At 32.6% G+C, this 20,865-nt stretch carries 9 protein-coding genes; all 9 read left to right on the top strand.

The window, feature by feature from the left end; translation table 11 throughout:
• The 9 genes from B8T70_RS03725 (at position 1) to B8T70_RS03685 (ending at position 20,800) form a co-directional block, all read left to right on the top strand.
• The gene (locus B8T70_RS03725; protein ID WP_086893958.1) at positions 1–2,874 is read left to right on the top strand and encodes a hypothetical protein; all 2,874 of its coding nucleotides are present in this window, start codon (positions 1–3) and stop codon (positions 2,872–2,874) included.
• A gap of 6 nt (positions 2,875–2,880) precedes the next feature.
• Positions 2,881–3,462: a hypothetical protein gene (locus B8T70_RS03720; RefSeq protein WP_086893957.1), complete on the top strand. Its 582-nt coding sequence runs from the start codon at positions 2,881–2,883 to the stop codon at positions 3,460–3,462.
• Positions 3,463–3,608: 146 nt separating this feature from the next.
• Complete coding sequence (locus B8T70_RS03715; protein WP_086893956.1) at positions 3,609–4,157, top strand: transposase; 549 nt, start codon at positions 3,609–3,611, stop codon at positions 4,155–4,157.
• A 43-nt stretch (positions 4,158–4,200) separates the two neighbouring features.
• Positions 4,201–4,422, top strand: a complete 222-nt coding sequence (locus tag B8T70_RS03710) for a hypothetical protein (RefSeq protein ID WP_086893955.1) — start codon at positions 4,201–4,203, stop codon at positions 4,420–4,422.
• Positions 4,423–4,450: 28 nt separating this feature from the next.
• On the top strand, positions 4,451–4,975 hold the full coding sequence (locus B8T70_RS03705; protein ID WP_123912065.1) for a hypothetical protein: 525 nt from the start codon (positions 4,451–4,453) through the stop codon (positions 4,973–4,975).
• A gap of 251 nt (positions 4,976–5,226) precedes the next feature.
• Positions 5,227–5,565 carry a toxin-antitoxin system YwqK family antitoxin gene (locus B8T70_RS03700; protein ID WP_086893953.1) on the top strand — a complete coding sequence of 113 codons (339 nt, stop codon included), beginning with the start codon at positions 5,227–5,229 and terminating at the stop codon, positions 5,563–5,565.
• A complete protein-coding gene (locus B8T70_RS03695) occupies positions 5,562–6,125 on the top strand; it encodes an endonuclease V (RefSeq protein ID WP_369827354.1) in 564 nt (187 codons plus the stop codon). Before B8T70_RS03700 ends, B8T70_RS03695 begins: the two co-directional genes overlap by 4 nt.
• A gap of 484 nt (positions 6,126–6,609) precedes the next feature.
• Positions 6,610–14,067 (top strand): hypothetical protein, encoded by a 7,458-nt coding sequence (locus B8T70_RS03690; protein ID WP_086893951.1) that lies wholly within the window; start codon positions 6,610–6,612, stop codon positions 14,065–14,067.
• A complete protein-coding gene (locus B8T70_RS03685) occupies positions 14,042–20,800 on the top strand; it encodes a vWA domain-containing protein (RefSeq protein WP_086893950.1) in 6,759 nt (2,252 codons plus the stop codon). Before B8T70_RS03690 ends, B8T70_RS03685 begins: the two co-directional genes overlap by 26 nt.
• Positions 20,801–20,865: the final 65 nt, after the last annotated feature.

Raw genomic sequence — 20,865 nt, 5'->3', positions numbered from 1 at the left:
ATGGCAGATCAAGGAGCAATATTAGTAAATAAAATAGCAGTCAAGCTAAAAGGTCTATCTGAATTCGCTTATTCATTAGATGGTTTTTTAACAGGATTTACAGTAACTGCAACAGGTGATAAATATATATATCTAGTAGAAGATGATGTTATTAAATCAAATCTTGAGATGTTTCAGCAACACATCTCAAAAGGCTATTATACGGAAGATAGCTTTTTAGAATATAGAAGGACAAAAAATCTTAGCAAATTAAGCAAAGAATATGAACCTTTTATTTCTGCTGAAAGAGAAGATATAATTAACGTAAGAAAGATCAAACTTACATCTCCTTACAATGTCAAAGATTTTGGTTATTGGGAAATTTATACCTTAACTTATGAAGGACACCCGTTAGTAAATGAATTAGGCGAGATAATCAAACCAATTCCTTATAATCCCGTGCCTTTAGATATGGGTTTAAATAACGTTGCTAAAAAATTTTATGAAGAAAACATACATCATAATAGTAATGCAATAACAAATGAAGAAAAACACGAAAGAGCATTATTAATTGCAGAAACTGCAATCTATATTCATAACATTAATGCTAAATTATTCCCCATATTTAATAATGTCGCATTAAATAATACAGAATTAAATAATTTAAAAATAGAGCAAAATAATTACTGGAAGACAGATGTCTTTCAAAATCCATCATTAAATGATATTCAAGCATATTTTAGTTCTGTCTATAATTTTTTCAGAGCGGGTTATATCAATCAAAAGAGAATTGAAGAGGCTAAAGGATACGAAAAAGTTTATTGGCTAGCCCTTTGTTTATCTACCAATGCATTAAAATTACTTACCGCTTTAAATAAAATAGCGCTTTTAAGTTGGATGCAAATAAATGTTAGAATTGGTCAACATTGGCTGTTTTTTAATGATAATGAGAGCTTAGTTATAAAAATAATTGATTCCGTTACCGAAGAACAAGCTGATCTTTTTCTAGATAACTTGTTTGAATATTCAACTACAACATATAATAATTTATTTGATCGATTGGCTGATGATAAGGGATTTTTACAAGACAATTCAATAGACGATTCAACTTTTGGCTTAGGTGAAGATAACAGGTATAAGTTCATAATCTCTTTATATTTAATATGGCAAGCCAGTTCATATAATCCTTATCAGAATGATATTTTTTCCGAAAGTAACCTTAAAAAATTTAACTACAACAACCAATTAGGTACAAATCCTGATCCCACTAATTCTTTTTTTGATATATATGATTCTACTAAAGTAAACTTTCAAGCCCAACCAATTTCTTTAAATTACAGTTCCACTTCCTCTGCAGGATATTACATTGATAACTTCTATTTTCGTTCAACAAATATTAGAGGAAACTTAAATCACGCTCATCTTGATAATTTAGGAACTGATTTAAGCGATTTCACAAATCTGCATGAAGCTCCTAAAAATAAAGTATTGGCTTTTCAAAAAGAATATCGTTTAAACTCAAAAGATGGCCTTTACGGTACTTATGATTATTTGCAAGCCGTATCCCTAGTAAATGCTGAAATTGACGCCGTTGTAAAAATACCTGCAGTAAATGGATACAATCCTACCAATACCGATATTAACAATTTAATCCCTCTTTTTGTTTTAAAGTATATTGATGACAGGAATTTATCTAGCAATATAGAAACTACTGTAGGGTATTTAATCGATATTGCATCATTATATTTTGGAGGAACTGCTTTAGTAAGTAAGTTTCGCTACATTAGAAGTGTTTCCGGTTTTTCAGAGGCAATTATTTTGGGGAGTGAACATGGAATAGGTACTGTAGTAAAATTGTCTGTAGCATTTGCCACTGAAGCGATAAACTTTACGGCAGCATCTTTAAGTTTATATTGCAAGATTATTACTGATTCTAGTAATCATGACAAACCATGGCTAATTAACATGAAAGAAACGCTTATGTGGATAGAGATATTCTCTGGAGTTGGTAGTATGGTTGCCGAAAATATGTTACGAAAGAAAACTAAAGCTCTAGTTGAAGATTTTAACACTAACAATAATTGGCCAACAGAGTTTACTACAGACCCGAGAGGACTTGAAGCACAATTAACACTTCAAAAAATTTCGGGTATAACAGTTGATTTAACTAATTTTACAGCTGATGCAATAAATCGTCTAGAAAAAAAGTTTAATTTCGATTACAAAAACTTTGACAGAGCTTTATATAGTACCTCTGAAAAACAACAACTTATTGCTATAGGATATAATAAAGGATTATCTACTGATGAAATTTCTGGGATTATACATCAGGCATGTAGAAGAAGAACCCCAACAATGCCAATTTCAATTAGTGAGTTTGAAATTCGAATGGAAAGATATTTATTAGTAAAAAGGAGAAGATGGCCTTTTACTTTTGAGACGAAGGAAGAATTTGATAGTTATGTTTCAACTTATATAGAAACTACTCTAGATAAATTTGGATTGCCTAATAAAAACAAATATTATGGAGGGTCTTCTATTACTTCTAATACGAGTTTTAGTGGAGGAGTTCAAGATACAGATTGGACAGTATACTGGGATAAAAAAGAAGATATTCTTGAATTCATAAATAAGCAAAAAGATTTGTATAGACAAAAAGCGATAATTGAGAACATTAATAAGCCTGGAAAATATGCTAATGCCAGAGCTAATTCAATGTTGAGTTTTTTTGAAAAAAATGGGTATATTCCAAAAAACAGCATCATTTCTATTGATAAAAATGGAATTGTATATAGATTACAGGACTATTTAGATGATTTTCCTGAATTTCTTAAGACAGATATTACTCCAAAATTAAAAGACTACAATAATACATCACCTTCAATTTTATATTAAAATATTATGGCAACAACAGTTATATATACTAACAGTTACAATGAGATTATTACTGAACAACAATTAAGTACGCTTAAAGATTACAATAAAGTTTATAAATTAAATGGAGTCATAAAAAAGATAGAGTCATACTATAACGGGCAATTTGACGGAATTGAATATTTCAAAGAGGATAATGAAACTTTAAACGATATTTTTACTTTAGTTGGTACCAATTCTTTATTAATTACTCAAATTGAGTTAATTGGTAATTATAAAATTGTAAATTCATTTTCGTACATGGAAGGAGTGAACACTCATATTGAAAAACATCTTTTATTAAATAATAAAATAATTTGTATTCATGAACAACAAACAGCGGGACAATTATATTGCGAAAAATATTTGTTTGATTCTGATGGAAGCGAAATTGGCAAAGAAATTTTCAGTTTTAATTATAATGCTGATGGATCATTAAAAAATGTTTCAGGCATTGGCTATCCTTTTAGCGAGTATAATCAATATCTAGATGCTGATAAAATTCCTTTATATTTCCCAAATCTGTTGATTGACAATCCATATTATGCTAATGCAACTTTTTTACCATAAAACAATCATGATTTATGGCAACAATTCCCTCGCTAGCGCGCAATGTCATTAAGTTAAGGAATGTCTTATCTTAAAAAAAGATATACAAAAAATAGCCCCTCACTCGTGAACGCAAAGTATTTCTTACATTAGCTCAAAAATAATAAATGAGCAGAAAATACAAATTTGGAGACAAAACTGGAGCATACTTTATAAGTTTTGCTACAGTTTACTGGATAGATGTTTTTACGAGAGAAGAGTATTTTGGCAGCATTGTAGAATCATTAGATTACTGCAGAAAGAACAAAGGAATGGAAATTTACGGCTATTGTATTATGCCAAGTCATATTCACTTAATTTTCAGATCTGAAAATGGAGATCCTTCCGGTCTAATAAGAGATTTAAAAGGTTTTACCTCTAGAAAAATGCTCAAAACAATTGAAGAAAATCCGCAAGAAAGCAGAAAAGAATGGATGCTTTGGATGTTTGAAAGAGCGGGAAAGAAAAACAGCAATGTAAAATTCAGGCAGTTTTGGCAGCAAAACAATAAACCTATTGAAATTTGGTCTTTAAAAGTTTTTGAACAAAAGTTAAACTATATTCATAACAATCCACTTGAAACTGGTTTTGTCACTAATCCCGTGGATTGGAAATACAGCTCTGCCAGAAATTATGGCGATAACGATCAAACTGTGTTAGAAATCGATATTAATTGATATTCTGTACGTTCACAAGCGGGACGCTCGCGCCAGCCTGGGGATGAATGAAGATAAGGTTCTTATTGAAATAACGTATGCCAGACACAATTTAACTTTAGATGACTGGATACAAATTAGGCCAAACAGAAGTTCTAACACGTGGGTAGGAAAAACAAGCGAAGGAGGAAAGATACATTTATGTATTGGCACTGAAGTAATGATTCCACCAACAGCAATGCCTAGCCGTACATTACCTTATGGAACTGTGATACCGAAAAAATAAAAAATAGTAAACAATAAAAAGATCAAATATGTCATATGAATATCAATTAACAGTAACAAGGTATTATACACAAAGATATGTAATGATTGGAGTTGGTTCTTCAGATTTAGATCAAGCATCATCTTTATCTGAAATGTCAATAAATGAGATTACAAAGACACTAGCAGAATTAAATGCAGTTATTTCTGGCGGCCTAGAGTATTTAGATTGGGGTACAGATTTGTTTCATGTATTTTCTGAAGCAGCAGTATCTCGATATGGAGATTTTGACAAAGTAGAAAGATATGAAGTATCTACGATACGCTTGAGAGATTTTTTAATGGAACTTAAGAAATTCAAAGAACAATGTCTTGCAGGTGATTATTATAAAACCATAATTGGTGAAGCCTTTGCTGCAATAAAAGTCAATCCATCAAAATACAAAAGATGGTCAACATCAGATACTCATTTTTTAATTACTTTGAATAATATAATTTTTAGTTTAATATTAGAATCTAGTGATTTCAATTTAACACAAACTCAGTATGTTGCTCAATTAGAAAGAGAATTTTAACCCCGATCGCGCGGATTTGCAATCCGTTCCGATCGCGCAGATTTACCCGTTCTATGAAGTGTTCGCAATTGCTGTGCGAAGTCCCCGTTCTACGAAGTGTTCGCAATTGCTGCGTGAAGTCTCTCGACTTCGTACCAGTTGCTACATTCCGTTCCAATTTTTTTCATTCTCTTTGCGGATCATTGGTGTGGGTACGAAGTCAGGAGACTTCACACAGCAGCGGTTTAATAACGTTCATAAAATAACAAAAGATGACAAGAATTAACTTTAATGATGATAATATTGAAATAAAACACCCAGATGCTGGTGGTGGAACTTATTATTATTATTATTATCAAGGACAACCATTTACTGGAATTTTAGAAGAATTTTATTCTAATGGTAATCTTATTGGAGAAATTACTGTTGTGAATGGTCATGTAGATGGTCGTCAAACCCAATATTACGAAAATGGACAAATAAAAGAAGAGTGTTTCGAAAAACTTAATGCATTATATAATACTTATAAGTATTGGAATGAGCTAGGTAATTTAATTCTACATATCATCCATGATAATAATGGAAATGAGATTCAAAGAGTTATTGGATAATTATCTACTTTAAAATTGATTTCAAAATTAATTTTAAACAATCACAAAAAAAATCAATTAAAATGATTTTAGCAATAGATGTTCATTATAGAGAAAACATAGCTAAAGTTGTAGCTGTTTTGTTTAATTGGGAAGATGAAACTCCTCAAGACACAATTGTTGAACAAATTACTGGCATAGAAGAATATGTTCCAGGTGAATTTTACAAAAGAGAATTACCATGTATAGAGAGCATTGTTAAAAAAGTTAATTTGAACAACATTGAAGCTATTATAATTGATGGACATATATATGTAGATAATAATGGTGAGTTTGGATTAGGCGGATATACTTGGAAAAGTTTGAATGAAAAAATCCCTATTATTGGTGTTGCGAAAACTTCTTTTTTTAGAAATAAGAATACAGTCAGAGAGGTTTTTAGAGGTGAAAGTATAAAACCTCTTTATATTTCATCAATTGGTATCGATTTATATATTGCCATCAACAAAGTGAAAAATATGCATGGTAACTTTAGAATTCCAACCATCTTAAAAGAATTAGATAGAATTACAAAAGAATAAAATCCCAATCGTAAAGATATCTCAATACACCGATAGACAAAAATTCTTTCAGTCCCACAAAGATTCTCCAAAAATACAATATAAGCCTCAAAAAAGGAACTTGTCTCCACAAGTTCCCCAGGCTTCTATTACAAAGTTTAAACTATAAATAAACTATAAATTACTAGCCAAAATAACCAGGTTCATAAAACCAAAGCTAGTATAACCATCAAAAAACTGACTTTATAAGTCAGAAACTAATGAGGTAACACTCTCAAAACATAGATTTTTAAACCAATAAGGAACTTACACTACAAGCTCCCCGAGCCTTCTATTGGGTTGTTTATACCCTAAATCATCCGAAAATTTCTCTCGTACTATACAAAACAATCATACAAAATTCCTTAAACCCCAACAGATTAGGAATACAAAATACTACAATCGTAACACACTACAATAGCCACTCAGGCGGTAAATAAAAAATTAAAGTCAAAAAAAATAGAATATGCCAACTAATCCAATTCCAGCGGTTCCAATCCCTACAGCAAGATATTACCCGCGATTATCGGAAGTCATCACTGTAGATGATTTACCCGAGTTTTTGTCATTTGTTCAAGATGGTTTAAATGCCGTTTTTGATAACATACACTATAAAAACTTACAATATTCTAAGGGGTATCGAGGAGATTCTGCCTTTTACAGCCTAGATATCGTTACGAGCAAGAAACTGGCTATTCCATTACCATTTGACTTGTCGCTTATACTTAATCCTGATATAACAGATGGTGATTCATCTATCTCATCATTCCCAATTACATTAGAGTACCAGTGGGAGATCCTGGCATTTATAAAAACATTTAGCTCTAGTAGTTTTTCGTTTTCGCTCGAAGATTTTTACAAAGTAGGACTACAAGTTTTCCGTATTAGCGAAGAACAAGTAATTGCTCATATGCTTAATATTTTTGTAGAGGCAAAAGATGAAAAAACAAAATACGAGCAACTTCTAGCCGATATTAATACTTTCCCAGAAGTTACTGCAGACCCAACCTACAAGGAATTAAAATTTCCTGCAGGTGCCGAACAATCTATAGGAGATATTGTTACGCTAATAAATAACAACTCAAAAATTACAAAATCGATTCCGTTGCTTTTGTTTGCTGTTTATATCTTAAGATCAGATTTAAGCGAAACAAAACTAAGACTACAGGAATTTTACAATATCATCGCCCCCGATGGTATCGAAGCACATATAAAAAGAATCATCACGCCTAAGGCCAAAGCAAGTCTTGCGTTGAGTGCGGGTATTGAGTTTCCTCAAAATATTTTAAAACCTATTAACGCAGATGGTACTGCTTATAAAGACCCTACAGCAAAATCAATGTTTGTATTTGCTGAGGCACAACTGTATGCCGATAACGAAGCTGGGATTGGGTACCAAATGGAAATGGGAGGATCTTTAAGCCCCTCTACTCATGCAACAATTGGTAAAACAGGATTGATACTTGAATTAGACACTTTAAAAGTCGATCTAAGCAAGAAAACTAACATTCCCGAGGCTGATGCCGATGGCAGACCTAATGATTTTGTTGGGGTTTACGCCCGTGCAGTATCGGTAACTTTACCTTCCAGATGGTTTCATGACGATAAAAAAACGGAAGAAAATACTGCTCCTAAACTAAAAATTGGCGCTCATGACCTATTAATTGGTACGGGTGGTTTATCGGGAAATATATTTTTAGAAACAGTTCCAGCAGTTACTGGTGGTCCTTTTAATTATTTTAATGACAAATTCGACTTTGTTTATCCTATTACAATGTTCGAAAAGAACAATATAGATAATGTTGTTGAAGAAAAAGAAATTAAAAATTACAGCGATTTAATAGTTTATTTACAACAGTTAAACACTTTAGGATTACCCTTTCCATTTAAATATCCGCTAACCTTAAAAACTAATGCAAAAGTAGTTTCATCATACAGTCCGTCTACGATTTATACTTTTAACTCGGCACAAGAATATCAATTTTTCTTATCGACGATTATTGAAAATACACTCTGGAAAACCATAGGCTCACCAGATAACGGTTTTAGAGTCGGTTTCAATAAATTTGACATTACTTTTAAGCAAAATAAAGTTACAGGTTCGAACATAAAAGGACTATTAGAACTTAATAAATTCAAAGAAAAAGGAAATACCAAAAAATCTTTTACTACACAAATTGAGGGTCATTTATACGAAGATGGTGATTTTAATCTTACCGCTTCATTCTTAAAAGGTAGCGAACCTGAAGCTTCATTATTCAACTTAGTCGACTTTAAATTTAATAGTCTGGAACTAGGGAAAGACAATGATGACTATTATATAGGAACAGCTTGCGAGGTCTCGTTTCCTAACGGCATCATGAAAAAATTCATGAAGGATCAAAAAATTATCATCGAGAAGCTTCGTATTTACAGCGACGGAAACATAGAACTCGAAGGTGGGTCTATTCCTACACCATTAAGCCTTTCTATAGATCTTGGTCCTGTTCAAATGGCTGTATCTAACATCAATTTTGGTTCTGTTCAAATTAATAATCGTAAATATAACTTTTGGGGATTTGATGGCGCTATCAGTATCAACCCTTTAGGGTTAGACGCTCGTGGAGAAGGAGTTAAGTACTATTACTCTACAGAAGGAGATGGAGATTCATTTTTAAGAATCCAAACTATCGAAGTAGATTTAATGATTCCGGGAACTGCAAGTGAATCATCTGCTATGGCAATTATCCACGGTATGCTTTCTCTTCCTAAACCAGGAGAATCACAAGAGTTTATTGGAGAAGTTTCATTAAAGTTACCAAAAGCAAAAATTTCTGGTGGAGTTGGTATGCGATTTATGCCAAAACACCCTGCCTTTTTAGTAGATGCGTATATAGAATTACCAGTGCCTATTCCACTAGGTTTTATATCTATTAATGCTTTTAGAGGTTTATTAGGCTTTAGGTATGTAGCGACGAAAGAGGCTGCAAAATTAACATCTGATAATACTTGGTACGAATTTTATAAACAGCCCCAACGCGGAATAAATATAAACAAATTTAGCGGTCCACCTGACTCTTTAAAACATAAAGACCCTTTTTCTATTGGTGCTGGTGCTACATTTGGAACTACTGCAGATGGCGGACATGTATTGTCGCTACGAGCCATGATGTTATTGTCTCTTCCTACATTATTTTATATTGAGGCCGGCTTAAATGTTATTGGTGGTCGATTAGGTCTTATCGAAGAAGATCAAAGCAATCCTCCGTTTTTTGCAACGGTTGCCTTTGGAGATGATTCTTTAGAACTAACTGCTGGTGCAGATTTTAGTATCCCTAAAACTGGAGAAATCTTTAAATTACACGCATTGCTAGAAGCTGGTTTTTTCTTTAAAAACCAAAAGCCTTGGTATGTAAATATAGGTACTCGAGAAGATCCAATCAAAGCGACAATATTCAAATTATTTGAGGCTAAAGCATTTATCATGCTTTCTGCCCAGGGAATTGCAGCTGGAGCAAGCTTAGATTATAATTTAGACAAAAGCTTTGGTCCTGCCAAGGTTAAATTATGGGCATATCTGGAATTAGGTGGTAATATTTCTTTTAAACGTCCGCAAATGGGTGGTTATATAGCTGCTGGTGGAGGTATACAAATTAAAATCTGGATTATAAACGTCGAAATAGTCTTAGATACGATATTCTCCGTAGAGTCATTTAAACCGTTTTTAATTTATGCCAGAATAGACTTAAGCGTACGTGTGAAACTTGGTCCTATACGAGTGCGTAAAACTTTCAAAATAGAATTACAATGGGACTTAAATAGAACAATAGACTACACTCCTTATAGCCCATTACCTAAAGGAACAGAAGGAGACAAGGGAGATAACAGAACATTAGAGCTGGTTAAAGGGGTACATATGCTTACCAATCAAGCCTTCCCTTTAAATTATTTTGAAAATATTCCTAAAACAGCAAGTGATATTACCAATGTCATTCCTTTAGATACATTTATTGATATTAAAACAAACAAAGGAGTAATACCAGACCCAGGATTATCTCAAAAAATTGGAGGTTTTACTTCGGGGCCTCAAAATTATACCGATTTAATGCCCCCTGTTGAGAGAGCAACTCCAGGTGGCAGATCATTACGCCAGGTAAGACACGAATATTCTATAAAATCAATTGATTTAAAATCTTGGAACAGTATTTCTTCTTCTTGGGAAGATTATCATCCAATTGAAGCAATTGTAAAAGATACAGATAGATCAGATGAACTAAAAGAACTGCCATGGGCGTATTGGCAAAAAGCAATAGACCAGTATGATACTATACGTGTTTTAGGAACCAATCCGTTTTCTTTTTTAAGTGCGGGAGAACCAGGCTGGCACGTTCCGGAACAATACGGAATCACTCCGTCTAAACTGTTCTGCGTATCCGAAGAATTCGAGAAAGAATATACTGATTTCTTAAATAAGGATATTGGGCAGCGTTATTATATCCCTACCCAATATGAGGCAGACAAAATTAACGGCTTATATTTTAAACTTATTGGCGAAGGTGATATACTAGACATAAATATTAATCCTGATAATCTACAAACCTATACGATTGAAAAAGGTGACTTTATGAGTATAACCGGAGCTACTAACCCTCTAGGATATAGTAGATCACTATCATTTAACAACAATAATCAATTAGAAATTATATTTCCACAATCGGCTATTGAACCCACTCTGGACCTTACAACTCATGCTACAGAAATAAGTATAAAAGCTTATACTGCAGTTACAGAAGAAGATAAAAAATTTGTTACCTATGAAGAGGTTTTTCTGAAAAAGGGTGAAAATGATTCATTATTCGCAAAGGAGCTAACGTATACAAAAAATGAGTTACTAAAAGCAATAACACTATATGACCTTGAAAAAACTCCATCGTTAAAGACCAAAATAGACAAAATTGTAATTACTCCTAAAAAAGGTAGTTGTAATAGTGGTAGCTCTACTCCTAGTACGCTTCTTAGGTCTACTCTTACTACTGAACTTCCTACAAATGTTACTTTCACACATTTTTATGGATATAGAGGCAACGGAAACTATACTTTCGAAAATGTTATGAAATTTGGAGATACATATCTTATTTCATTCCATCCACAAAAAAATACTACTGCTCTTATTCAAATCAATGCTAAAGGAAAACTTTTAAGAGAGCGCCTGTTTAACGGTATAGTTACTTCTATACAAGAAGTAAACGATAGCTTGATACTTACTCAAGCTCTGGATACTAACCAATGTAAAGGAATTGGTGCAGCTATTATAAACGATGACTTTATAGTAGGTTGCCAAAGCCCTGCTGCAACTACAGCAATAATTGAGTTAGATTCAGAATTAAACCAAAATTTTGGAATACAACATGCAAACACGTACTCTTTGGGCTATAATAAATTATTGTCACTAGCTAATAATGAGATACTTTGGATCAATACGCTTGCAAATGGTACTCAAATTAATTGGCTTAGCGGAAGTGATTATGCAATTATTAATCGTACTGAAGTTCCCGAAAAGGTGATCAAAGTACTTCAGCATAACAGTACTGAATTTAGCTTGATTACTAAAGATAAAAAAATCATTCGTTTTAATATCAATACAACTGCCAAGACTATAATTTTATCACCTAATTCTCAAGTGCTTTCAGATGCTAGTATAGCCGAAATTACCGATGCCGTTATTGCTAACACCCAAACCGTTATTTCGATTAAAATGACGAATGGAGAATTTGCCTTAGCCCAAGTAAACGGCACCAATTGCATTATTGTAAAGAATAGTACTGTTTTTAACTCGGCTCTTTATCTTTCAAACTATGTACTAAGCGATAATTCGATAATAGCCTACAACAAGCAATATCTGTTTTTATTTAATAATGCATTACAACTTATCCGATTGGTCGAAAGAGTCAATGTGGCAAATGATACTACAATCATTAACGTTCAAAATGATCCTTCGGCGAACGAAATACTAATGCTTTCTACTAAAAAGAATGAAAAAGGAGTTTATTTCACTCTAATTAATGATCAATTTGATAACTGTTCCTTAAACCCAAAAACCACGCCAACAGTAACTTCATCTACAGTTATACTAAAAAGCTTTGGCACTACTTTTACTAAGCTTAGTAATACTACAGGTTTAGACTATACTAGAGGATCTAAATCTTCTAATTTAATTACGATAAATGATACTATCTGCTCAAAAGGAGGTTCTACTGGTGGGTCTGGTGATGGATCTGGAGGAGGTTCTGGTGATGGGTCTACTGGGGGACAAAACGATGAATTAGATTGTATCACGTACATACAACGAATAGGCTGGTTAAGTAAAGAGAACTATATCTATAATAGTAATATACCAAATATCAAAGCTGTAGAAGATGATAAAAAAGCTATGGTTAAAGGTATTCAGGAAACAGTACAACCTATCTGGAGACCAAATACTACTTACTATCTACATTTTACTTTAGAGGATTTGGTATCTGGTAAAGGCCCAACCCCTTTTAATTACTATTACGGTTTTAAAACCTTAGGCCCAATAGGACATTATCCTATTCCTGTTAAACCTGGTGAAGTTAAGACTGAAAGTAATGAACTGTTAGATTTAGCAAAATCTCCATTGGCATCGCTTCGTCAATACTTAGATTACAATCGTTCTTATCCTAACGCTGATGGAAGCTTATTGCAAGCCAAACCATCATTCTACGGAAATAAAGAATGTAAAGTGTCTCTATTCTTTACAAATCCATATGTATACCACATGCTTAAAGATTGGGAAGAATATGGTAAAAGACCTAAAATTAAGGGCGCTTTAAATCTTATTATTAAAGATCCTCTTACCGATGAAATTATTCCATATCCACTTGGGGATGAACCAACCAAATATCCTAAAGCAGAGGATAAAAATGTAGAATGGGAAGACGATAACGATCCTAGAATTCCTATTGGAATTCAATTATTAAACAATTTAATAACCGCAATAAATCATAACGATTCACCAGAAGACCCTATAATGAAATGTCAGTTGAATATAGGAAAAGCTTTAAAACCAAAATCATACGGTTACACGGTAAAATTAACTGATTTAAAACCTTCTAAACTCTATACCATTTTAGTAAACAACCAATTTGATCGTAATCAAAATGGAATAGAAGACCCTGGTGAAAATGTACTGATACATCAGTTTGGGTTCCAAACTTCACGCTACAAGGATTTTGCAGAGCAAGTAAACAGTTATATGCTAGAAGAAAAAGATGCAGAAGGAGTTTTACTAGATTCACGTCCTGCCCTATTTGATATAGAGTTAGACTTAAGTCAAAATCAAATAGATGGTTTATATGCAATAATCTCTGAAGAAGAAGAAAACGCATTAAGTGATGCAATCGCCTTACAATACCAGCATTCGTTTGATCGTGCTATAGAAGGAATATTAAAATTATCTCCATTAGACCCTGCACAAGGAACAGAATTCAATCGTATTATCAATACAAATACTGGAGATATAGTCGCATTGTTAATTCGTAATCCAGAACCGTTTAATATTCCTAAAATACCACTAGAGGAAATCAAGGATACCGTTGTTATAGGAAATACTAGACAAGAAATGGTAAACGGAGAAGAAAAGGAAGTGTTTGATAAAGATGGAAACTACAAAACATTGCATTCTATAGATTATGCTCAAGTATTAATCATGCCTGAAAGTAAGAAAATCATAGCCGATAGTTTAAACTTTAAGTTTGAGTATAAAACATGGAATAATAGTGGAGAAGTAGTTGAAGTAAAAAATCCTATTACGTTAAAAATTGAGAAAACCGTGCCATTGACATTACCTAGTAATGAAGTAATCGTGAAAAACATAAATATAAATATTAAAAAACAAGGAAATGAGTCCAATAATTCTTCAAGATAGTCAATCTTCGGGTTGTGAAACATATATTGCCATTGTTGTTGATGAGTCGGGTTCTATTAGTGAAACCGAAGCAGTACAAATACGTAGTGGATTAACTTCTTTTATTGAATCTCAAACAGAATCGAATAAGTTGACACTTTCCTTAATAGGAATGTCACATAGTGATCATGATTTAAGACAAGATCATATTATTCAGAAACGAGTTTCAGACAACAAACAAAACTTTTTAAACTGGATAAAAACATTTCGTTCTAGAAATATCAATATTCAATCTGATTATTGGGCATCTGGTCTAGAAGTAGTAAATAAGCTAACTGTAACGCCCGACATTATTATTATGGTTACAGATGGTTTACAAGTTACTAATCCTAGTGTACTTCAGAATTTTTATCAAACTTTAAACCAAAAATCTCATGTTTTTGTTTACGGAGTTAAAGATAATTCTTACGGCGTTGATCCAGACAGATTTGTAAATTTATATTCAGCATTGGAAAGTAATTTAAAAAGAGTCCCAGTTTTAAAAACAGCTCAAAACTCTATATTAATAACTGATTACATCGAATTAAATGATTTTACAGAGTTAAACGATCAGCTTACCACCTTAACTTCAGCTTTAGCGTCGGCTAATGTTGGTTGTTTAGCTAACGTAGATATAATTGAAAATAAGCTAGTATATCCTGCTTTAGCTGTTGGAAAATCTATTATAAATAAAGAAGTAGGAAGTTTAATTTTCAAGAACAAAAGTCGTATTGATTTAACATTAACTGCTGGAACAAAAATTCATAATCCTGAAACGTCTGTAGGAGGATTTGGTTTTATTATTAAAAACACTACTGTTATTTCTGCCCAATCTTCAGCAGAAGTTACAATTCTAATAAATGGAACGCCTACTCAAGCTGGTAATTTTTTAGAATTAATAACTATTGAAAATATTAATAACTCTAATCAATTTAAAATCAATTTTAATGTAGAAAAAGAGCTTTCGTATTGCGAAACCTACGTAGCCATTGTTGTTGATGAGTCAGGTTCTATTAGTGAAACCGAAGCAGTACAAATACGTAGTGGATTAACTTCTTTTATTGAATCTCAAACAGAATCTAGCAAATTGACACTTTCGTTAATAGGAATGTCAAACAGTGATAATGATTTAAGACAAGATCATATTATTCAGAAACGAGTTTCAAGCAATAAACAAGACTTTTTAGACTGGATAGATACATTTGGCTCAAGAACAATCAATGCTCAATCTGATTATTGGGCATCGGGTCTACAAGCTGTAAATAAGTTAACTGTAACTCCCGACATTATTATTGTTGTTACAGATGGTATGCAAGTAAACAATACTAACATACTTAAAGATTTATACAGTACTCTAAACAAAAAATCTCATGTTTTTGTTTATGGAGTAACAGGAAATGATGCTGAAACGACTATCCAAACTGAATTAGTAAAACCACTTAGTTTTTATTTAGGGAAATCGCCAGTATTAAAGATTGGCACAGTTTCCATGCTAGATTCAGATTATATAAGATATCCTGATTTTGCTAATTTAAATTTCGAATTAAATAAGCTTTCCACTGATTTAGCCATAAATGAGATTGGTTGCATGGCCAAAGTAACTATTATCGAAAATAAATTGGTCTATCCTGCTTTAAGTAAAGGAATTATTATTCATAAACAGGCTGGTAGTTTGGTACTTAAAAATGAAAGTCGCAATGATTTAAAACTAACCGCTGGAACAAAAATCCATAATTCAACTACTTTAAACGGACTAGTTTTTACATTAAAAAGCACTATAAATATACCAGCCTATTCTCAACAAGAAGTTGCCGTTTTAATAGATGGAAAACCATTACTATCAGGAGATTTCACAGAACTAATAGCTCTGGAGAAAGTTAATAATCCTAATAAATTCAGTATTAATTTTAATGTTATAAAAAGACCTACTGTTGACATTACTGAAAAGACATTGCTACAATCTTCTAGCTTCTATCTCTCTGCTGCTGGTTCAAGAGGAAACGATAGTACAAAAGGAGTACATCTTCGCTGGCTTTTAGCTGGAGAATTGGGAGAAAAACATCTTCCTAAAGGAGATTCATTTACTGGTACAGAATTTAATTTTACTAAAAAAGATGATTTTGTAAAAGTATATAGAAGTCCTTATACTAAAATTTCGACTACGCTAGATTTAAATACTCCTCCCCAACTAGTAGATAGTAAGAATGCATTCTGGGTTTATAAAATGAATGGAGGTAAAAGAATATTCCATGTCTATTTTAGAGATGCAAAAAAGTACGCTTCAATCTCAATCAACCCACTAACGAATCCATCGGGATTTATTCAAGCCTATGGAAACAAACTTATTGAAATTCAAAATCAGACAGAACTATTTTTTGCCGCAGAACTAAATTTTAATTCAATCAACAACTCCAGTATTCTTAGATTAGAAACATTATCTGAGGTAAGAAATGCTGAGTTGGTAGAGAAAAAAGTTACTGTCCGAAAAACTTATACTTCATCTCAACTGGATACTGTTCGAGTACAAGCAGAAAATGGCAGAAGCATAAGATTTAAAGCAAATAATTGCAGTTTGAATAAAATTAATTTTGAATTTTATTCTGATTTTATTCTTCATGCAAATGAATCTGAAAGCTGGGATGTAAAAGGAAAGTACGCCTTAAGCTTAGATGAAGCAAAAGTATTTGAACAATTGGAACCTCAACTTAATTCGGTTCATGGAAAATGGTTAAAATACAACAATGGAGAATATGTAAATATTGTCAATTACAAAGATAAATGGAACCGAACTACTGATGCTGATGATAGAAATATTAGTGAAGTCGTTGAAAATTACATTAAATTAAGTAATAACAAATTATTAGATAATCCTACTGCAACAGAGACTGTTAGTTTGGGGGCTTCTCTAGACGGAGAAGATGCTGATAACACAACCACAATATCAAATCTTGATTTATTAAACATTGCTGCAAATGATTATCATATTGCTCGTATGTTGGGACTTGGTTACTTAGATACTGAAGAGACCGTTTTATCTGGGGACTACATTTATCTTGCAGAATACACCACTTTAGGCGATTTAAAAGACGGCTTAGGAGCAAGAAAAGTACAACATATCTCGATGAGTGTTCCAACTTCTATAAATGATGAACGTCTTCCGCTTCCTATACAATTAAATAAAATTGTACCTGGTTTAAATGTAGGTGAAGATGGAAATGAATCTACAAAAATCACAGATAAAGACGGATATAGCTTTGACGGAAAAAAAAGGTATGCGAGTTTATTTATGGAAGATGTTATGGATTATGACACAGATGAACTTTTCTTTAATTCTTCAATAGAATATGATGGTAGTACTTTTAGCTTCCCTATTTATGCAGGAGTTGATTATAAAGTTAATCAAGAATTAAATTGGAGGAAACCAGAATTAGCTCATGATTCAGAGTATTCTAATGTCTATAAAGACTTAAAGATTGCTCATTATGAACCTACCCCTATCATTATTCCTGAATCTAAAAAATCGTTCTTAAATGTTCGCCAGGGAGAAACAGGACTTCATATATACCAAGGATATGGTATAAATATCTTTTCGAGAGCAACATCGGGTAAACAAGTAAGTATTACCTCAGATATTAAACCTACTAATACATTAATGGCTCCTAGTAGCATCAATGCACTTTTGATTACTGAGGAAAATCCTTTGATGTTTACGACTCAAAATGAGCAAAATCGTTTAGAAAAAATTACTTCAGATGATGATACTTTTATCAGAGTCCTTTTCGACTATTATTCAATACATGAATTGGTAAATTATAGTATTCCTAAAGAAATGAACCCTAAAGTTGCTGAAGAAGATCCTGAGGCCATTTATCCTGATAATGAAGAATTATTCGCAGACTCTTTTGATATTTTTTATAGAAATAGTCTCCCATTAGGCGAAATTGCAAAAATTGTTAGTGTTGAAAATAATCAAGACGATAGTATCCTTTCGACTGTTACAATAAAAGGCCACACTATTCTTAGTACTGGTGAAAAAATTGTTTTAGGAATTACAAAAACTAATAAAGATCGTTTTATCGGCGGGATTTTAACCATAGGAAATCAAAACTTCGTTGTTAATAAAGTTGAAATTATTGACTCTATTGATCCGAAAAAACCTAATGACTTTTCTGTGACTGTTGAGGTAATGAACAAAGAAGTCGCTTCAAGTATCTTTTCTGAAGGAAATGCGACTATAGATTCTGAACAAATCCAGCCTATTATAATTCCAGAAAACAAATTATGCACTTTGGTTGAGAATATGTTAACGCCTACAAATTGGCATAAGCTTGGTCCTATTGATTTTAAAGTCCAATATCCAACTAATCTAAAAAAGGTAAATCGAGAAACAATTTATTCTAAAGACCCTGATGGCAATAAAAATTATCAAGTAGAAAAAACTCGAGGTATTTGGGAATCAGCTTTTATAGAAAGAGTCACAGAAGTAGCTTATGAAAATGACGCTAATGGAAACCAAATTCCTTTGGAAGATGAAAAACATTTAGGATTATATAAAATTACGTTCCCTGGTTTTAAACTGGAGCAACATCCACAATATAAAGGGCAAAACATAGAGAACTCGGTAGAATGGTTCAACGGAATCATCAGATTATTTACAGAACACTCTATTGAAAAAGGAGGTACAACTCCTGTAAAACCAAGAAAAGAATTTAAAGTATTCCGCACAGACAATATTGGAGGAACTGATGATTTAGTCCTTTATATTAATGATTCAGATTTTAAACTAGTTGATGATGGCAGCTTTACGATGGACCCAACATATGATGAAATCAGAGTAGGACACCAAAAAGTAAACTATTATCCAAGTTATAAAACATATCTTTTTGCAAATCCAGCTTATGACCTGACCAAAGAGAATATTTACCCTGAAAAAGGAGAAAATACCAGGTATTCTATATTCGGGATTCGTAGCCACTCTGATAAATTGGATTACGACTCTAAAATTAGTACACCTAGTCCTATGTATGCCGTTACAGTCGAAAAACCTATTAAACCCGAAGAAGTAAAAGGTAGTTTATATGCTACCAGACCAGACTTTTTTAAACGTTCGACCTATACTTTTACAACGAAATACAGTACCAAAGATGGTCATAAACCACATGGCATATTGCATTATCGAGCCAATGATGAAGCATTGTTAAGCGTTTTATATGAGAGAAAGACAATAAACACGATTCGCGAAAAGCTAAAAGAACTTGGCGGAAACAATGAAAAGTTCTTTGCCAATAGATGGGAAAACTTTTTAGATTTTGGTTCTTTATTAAACCTCAACAAGCAATTGAATCCTGGCGATTTGTTAGAACCTGGCCAAGTGCCTGTTCCTGCCCCAGTGAGGAAGCTTATTGAATATAACGAATATCCACAAGAAGAAGATGCTTTACTTAAATTTCGCTTTCCTCTTCCAGACAATGAAGAATTAATAAAATCTATTAATGATTTTATCGATTGGCATAATAAAACGCAAAAAAAATCAGTAAAAAAGATTACAAAATTAACAGCTCTTAATCAGATTTTAATTTCTAAGGAAGACGGTATCAAAGACCATTTATTAGCAATTCATTTTATTGAGCAAGCTGTTCATACAGCCTTTGTACCACTTACTGAAGTACCTATTATCTATGATGCAATTAATGCACATGAAAGTTATGTTCCTATTGCCAAGAAACAAACAATCAAAGACAAAAACGGAAATATTTTAAAACCTACCGATTCAGATTTTGATATAGCTCCGATGATGAAAATGATCAATGTTGCTGATAATATAACTCAATTTACAGATTTTACCCTGGATGGAACCTCACAAAATATTTATTTTTATGGAGTTCGTGAAATGGATATTAAAATGAATTTTAGTGAATTTGGTCCGTTTTTAGGTCCTGTAAAGTTAGTGGCCTCAAACCCGCCACAAACACCAGAAATAAAACGAATCATGCCTGTTTTGGCTAATCCTGTTTTAGGAATTCAACCTGCAATCCAGATAGAATTAAATCCATATCAACCAGAGCATAAAATTAGGAAAATAAATATTTATCGTGCCGATTCGCTACTAAACGCTCAATCAACAAGAACAATGACACTGGTTAAAGAAATCATAATTGATGAAGAAACCTTATCAGATGATTTTGATAATATATGGACGGTTTATGATGATTTCGAAGATTTGGAAAATATTCCGTTTGGAGAAGGCCTTTTTTATAGAGTTACTGTATCGCGCGAAATTGAGTATGCTGATCCAAGTTCGACTGAGCAAAATACGATTATCCATATCGATTATGCTCCTTCGCAACCATCAAAAATTACTGCAACAGTTATTGCTGATAATGTTTCGCCCGAATCACCTGTATTAAAAGCTTCTGGGATTCCTATTGGAGCAAATAAATCGGTACTTAAACCAGTCATTTTTAATTGGGAAAAAACTGTACATAATGGTAAATATCATCTCTATAAAATGAATAATCAAGGAAATTGGGATGAAATTCATGTAGCAACATCCAACAAAAATGAAATTATCATACCATTGGAAGAAATAAAAGGCTACAGCGACGAATTAATAATCAAGACTCAAAACGATGAGAGAATTTATCATCACTTCAAGTTAATTTCCGAAAACTCTTCGGGCATGTTCAGCTACGAAGAAAACATCCTTACTCTTTAACAAACAAAATACCATAATCAAAGTATTACGATATAAAATAAGAGAATCTAAAAACATTTATAGTA

Source organism: Flavobacterium sp. AJR, assembly GCF_002156885.1.
Classification (GTDB): Bacteria; Bacteroidota; Bacteroidia; order Flavobacteriales; family Flavobacteriaceae; genus Flavobacterium.
Note: the sequence above shows the minus strand (reverse complement) of the source record. Positions and strands in the feature narration are given on the sequence as shown.